The following is a 5027-nucleotide window of genomic DNA, read 5'->3' on the forward strand; positions in this document are numbered from 1 at the left end:
CAATGGCTTAAGAGATAACAGTGTAGTATTAATACATTATGCTGAAGTTCCTAATAAATTAAAACATATTTTGAAAGGATGAGAACAATGAAAAAATGGCTTTTAGTCTCTTGTTTAATCATGCTTTTTACAGTCATTTGTACAGGCTGTACAGGATTAAATAATCAAATCAATCGTATCGGCAAAGATTCTTATTATGTACAAGTAACCAAAGAAGGGACAAAAGAGGATACAGGAGGGAGTAAAATGGAAATATATCGTTATGAATTGCCCGCCTATGATGAAAAAGGAAACGAAAAAACAATAAAATTTACATCCGATAAGCAATTGAAGAAAGACGCATTTTTACGACTTTATGTGAAAAAAGAAAAGGAAGTAACTGCATGGGAAGAAGTATCTATTGAAGATGTGCCATCAAAAGCGAAAGAAAAAATGAATTAAAAATAATTTTATTCTAAATAGTTATACATCCTTGGAGGAAACCCTACTAGCAGAGTTTCCCCTTTTTTGATACGAATATATACTTATTTTTCTCAACTACAACCTCATAAACAATCATTATTATATTCATCTTTGTTTCTAATATTTCATGCCCAAGAAGTTGTTTATTTGGTTTTATACATCCTGTCTTTGTATGTAGAGTCAAGAAAAAAGGTGCCAATATATACAATTACAATACTGTAAGGAAAATGTAATGTGAATAAATAGCAAAGAAGATTTAATACACACTAAGATAAAAAAAGAAATGAAAGTACAGGAGGAGAACGATGAAAACAAGCGTTGTACGCGTAAAAGATGTGCAAAAAGTATACGGTAAAAAAGGAGAAAGTCAATCACATGCTTTAAAAGGGGTTTCTTTCTCTATCCAAGAAGGAGAATTTGTAGGGATCATGGGACCATCTGGTTCCGGAAAAACAACACTATTAAATGTGATTTCAACATTAGATAAAGCAACAGGCGGAGTTGTTGAAATTGCAGGTACGGATATTACGAAAATGAAACAAGGTGAGCTTTCTGATTTCCGTTCACAAAAGTTGGGATTTATTTTTCAAGATTTTAACTTATTAGAGAACTTATCTATTTACGAGAACATTGCACTTCCACTTTCCCTTCAAGGTGTCTCCTCATGTAATATTGGACCGAAAGTAGAAAAAGTAGCGGATATGTTAGGAATTTCAGCAATACTCCCTAAGTATCCATCTGAAGTATCTGGTGGACAGAAACAACGTTCAGCCGCAGCGCGTGCACTTGTGCATGAACCGGCCATTATTTTAGGAGATGAGCCAACAGGCTCGTTGGATTCAAAAAATGCAACAAGTCTACTAGATGCCATGACAAACTTAAATCAGGAACAAGGCGTATCGATCATGATGGTGACGCATGATCCGTATAGTGCCAGTTACTGTCAACGAATTTTATTCATTCAAGACGGAGAATTATATAAAGAAATTCGCCGCGATGGTACGCGTGAAGCATTTTATAAAGAAATTTTAGATGTGCTGTCAGACTTAGGTACACAGAAATCACTGGTGAGGAGGAGCTAGTATGTTATGTAAGCTTGCCTTGTCAGGGCTTAAAAGTAAACTGCAAGACTATATTGTTTTACTTATAGGCCTTGTGATGTCCATTGCAATTTTTTATATGTTTCAAACACTAGCGTTGAATAAAGTATTTATTGAAGCGAATTCTATCATTAGTTGGATTCAATTTATTTTCCATGCGGGTTCTGTACTATTGGCTAGCATCACATTCTTTTATGTTGTATATGCGAACTCATTTTTACTATCACTTCGTCAAAAAGAATTTGGTATGTATATGATGTTGGGGGCAAAAAAACATAAGGTTATCATTCTTATGTTCATTGAAACAATTGTATTAGGAGTAGCATCCCTTGTAGTCGGTATTGCAATTGGTGTAGGGCTAGCACAAGGAATCGGTAAACTACTTATGCAACAGTTAGAATTTACTGCAGGTGGTTATCAAGCATTTTATATGCCCTCTATGATTGTTACTTGCATTTTCTTTCTTGTGTTATTTATTCTATCTGGAATCATAAATAGTATAAAATTATCACGTATTACGGTATTGCAACTGTTTTATGTAGGTTCGCAAGCAGATCGCACTTCACTAAAAGGAAGAAACATCGTTTTTGTAGCATTCTTTGCGATTGTTTTATTGATAATTGGTTATGCTGCCATGATTCATATGAATCAATTAAAACAAGCCGGAATTATTATCGCATTATGTACAGTGACATTTGGAACATATCTGTTATTTGGGGCATTCCTTCCATTTGTGATTAAAAAGTTCAAAAACAATAAAAATCAAATTGAAAAAGGCCTAAACGCTTTCACTTTTGCTCAATTAAGTTTTCGAATGAATAGCTTAACGAAAATACTGGCAACCGTAGCCATGTTAGTAGCTTTGGGAGTAGGTGCTATTTCAGGTGGGATGGCTTTTAAAAATAATGTGCTCCCATTAACCGAAATCATTCAGCCTTACGATGTAGTTATCCATACTCCAACTATAGAAGAAAAGAAACTGTTAAATACAATTACATTTAAAGAAAAAAAGGAATATCATTATAAAACAGATAGAACCTTTGTTTATTATGTAAAGGAAGAATTAGAGCAGAACCGTCCAATGATGCCTGATTATAGTAATAAGAGTAGAAAAGCTGTTTCAGAAGCCCTCCAAACAGGATCAGTTCTGTCGGAAGAATGGCAAAAAGCCTTTAACTTCATCCAACCACCTTATGTATCTCAAAATCAAAAAATCAATATTGTATATAAAAAAAGATATGATCATATACAAGCTAATGAGGGGATCGTATTACTTGGAACATCAGATGGTTTTCTCCAATATAAAGAGAAGTGGAAAAAACTTGATGAGTTGGAATTAGCTAAATATCCGTATACAAAATCATTGCAAAGTAAATATGTTACGTACACAGGATTAGAAGGGATGTTTAGTGGGATTATATTTATGGGATTTTTCTTAGGTATTGCGTTCTTAACCATGATGGCCAGTTGCTTAATGTTTAAAATTTTGACGGGTGCGTCAAGTGATATACCCCGTTATCAAATGCTTCGTAAGATAGGTGTTCGCCGTGAGTTATTACGGACATCCATCTATAAAGAATTCTTTTTTGTATTCCTATTTCCAGCGATAGTGGGAGTTCTTCATGTTATAGTAGGAATGAATATCTTCCAAGGTATCGTATTGAACCCATATTTTCGTATTTGGCTTCCTATTCTCATCTTTGTAGGCATTTACGTCGTATATTATTGGATTACAGTTCAACTGTATCAAAAAATTGTTTTGCCCAAAGAAGAGTAAAAATTTAAAAAGAAGAAATTTTACAAAACCCCTGATTCTTTCTCTGTAAAAAATCGGGGGTTTCCATATTATGTCTAAACGTACAATTTTCTTTTTTAGGTCGTGTCGGGCCTATAAGGTCTATAGTTTTATTTAGTATAGTTAATACAAGTATCTCGGCTGTATCCCATATATATATGTTTTGTTTGAAGCGTGTGTGGAAGCTGGATTCAGTGAAGAACGGGCTTTTGATTTAGTGAAAACTTTATTTATTAGTTCAATTCCATCAGATCTGTGAGAAGGTAAATAAAAATATAGGTAGTTAACAAGATGAAGTTTATTCATAGCAACCTCTATATGACAACTTTCCTAATATATTTCCGACAAATATCGTCAATTTTTCACAAAAAAAGTCTATATTTTTCCTTTACATACTAGTATAGTAGAGTTGAAATGTAATAAGTTGATAATATTAGGGGGAAAGAAAATGAAGAAAAAAGTAATTCTTACAACCGGATTAGCAGTTGTATTAGGGGTAACAAGTTTCGGGAATGCAGGCTCAGTTTTTGCGGCAGAACAGCCGTCGATGGTACAAAGTAGTCAGATGAAAATAGCAACAAGTCCACCAGTGAATTTCATTGAAAGTCAAAAGCAGAACATGCAAAGTGAGGGGCTTCTCACATTCAGTTCACGTACTAATAGTGGATTCAGAATTACTGAGAGATATTCAAATGAACGCTTAATAGATACCGCTGTGAATGATAATAGGGGAAGTGCTTATCCTCAGACAATTCATTCCGCTACACGTTCATTTAGCACAACAGACTCTTTAACTTTAAATGCAAGCGTAAGTTTTAGCTTTGGACAAGAGATCTCTGCATCTGCAAAGCTATATGAATTCGGAGATATATCAGGAAAATTTACTGCAAATCAGACAATTAGTGCAGGTGCTTCGGTATTAACATCAAGCACAAGATCTATTTCTTATGGTGGAGATGCAATCGAAGCATTGCCACGCCAATTGAAAAAAATCGAATATATCTATAAAGTAAATAGATATGCTGGTGAAATGAATACAGGTACACAAATTACTCAATGGGGTACCATGTTAATTGCCTCTCCTTCTTTTAATAGTGAGGAGACTTGGTTGCGTGGGAATGGTTTGACAGGAAAAGCTCTTTATGATTTCTTTAAAAGAATTAAAGAATTGAATGATAGAGAGGAAATTTACTTTGTCAAGAAAGGATCAGATGGGAAATATGGTGTTATTCTTGGCATTCCTCAGGGCCAATTTGATAGGTATCTCTTTATTGATGACGAAGCAGAATCGGTATCAACAACAGGAAATCGTGCAGCAATAAGTAACGGGGTTTCTGGAATAGGTCTAATAGCGAGAACAACAACAGAAGATACAGAAAAAAGGGCACCAGTAAAAGTAGAAGAGAAAATAATTAAAACATTGAAATAAATCTAATAAATAGAAAAAAGATACCTGAGAAGGTATCTTTTTTCTATTAGGCTTAGTCACAGGGTTCTTGCTGTAGACCGCAAAGTAGCAAATTTCTAGAGGTCTATAGAGGGATAGGAGCAAAATATATGCTCCTTATGCTTTTTCTAAAGTTCTTTTTTTGATATCTCGATATAAAGATCCTTGTGAAATACCAGTTCCTTCTATAATTTCTTTTATAGAATATGTGGCATGTGGCGAT

Annotated in this window: 4 protein-coding genes; all 4 read left to right on the plus strand. The window is 34.2% G+C overall.

From position 1 onward, the window contains the following. Nucleotides 1–87: 87 nt before the first annotated feature. The 4 genes from ACQGS6_RS22640 (at nt 88) to ACQGS6_RS22655 (ending at nt 4786) form a co-directional block, all read left to right on the plus strand. Nucleotides 88–441 carry a YxeA family protein gene (locus ACQGS6_RS22640; RefSeq protein WP_426965636.1) on the plus strand — a complete coding sequence of 118 codons (354 nt, stop codon included), beginning with the start codon at nt 88–90 and terminating at the stop codon, nt 439–441. A 326-nt stretch (nt 442–767) separates the two neighbouring features. Then, on the plus strand, nt 768–1544 hold the full coding sequence (locus ACQGS6_RS22645; protein ID WP_426965637.1) for an ABC transporter ATP-binding protein: 777 nt from the start codon (nt 768–770) through the stop codon (nt 1542–1544). 1 nt (nt 1545) lies between these two features. Continuing rightward, complete coding sequence (locus tag ACQGS6_RS22650; RefSeq protein ID WP_426965638.1) at nt 1546–3339, plus strand: FtsX-like permease family protein; 1794 nt, start codon at nt 1546–1548, stop codon at nt 3337–3339. A 466-nt stretch (nt 3340–3805) separates the two neighbouring features. Then, nucleotides 3806–4786, plus strand: a complete 981-nt coding sequence (locus tag ACQGS6_RS22655; protein WP_426965639.1) for a hypothetical protein — start codon at nt 3806–3808, stop codon at nt 4784–4786. Nucleotides 4787–5027 lie beyond the last annotated feature (241 nt).

The sequence above is a fragment of the Bacillus sp. GMs2/2 genome (assembly GCF_050172095.1).
Taxonomy (GTDB): Bacteria; Bacillota; Bacilli; order Bacillales; family Bacillaceae_G; genus Bacillus_A; species Bacillus_A cereus.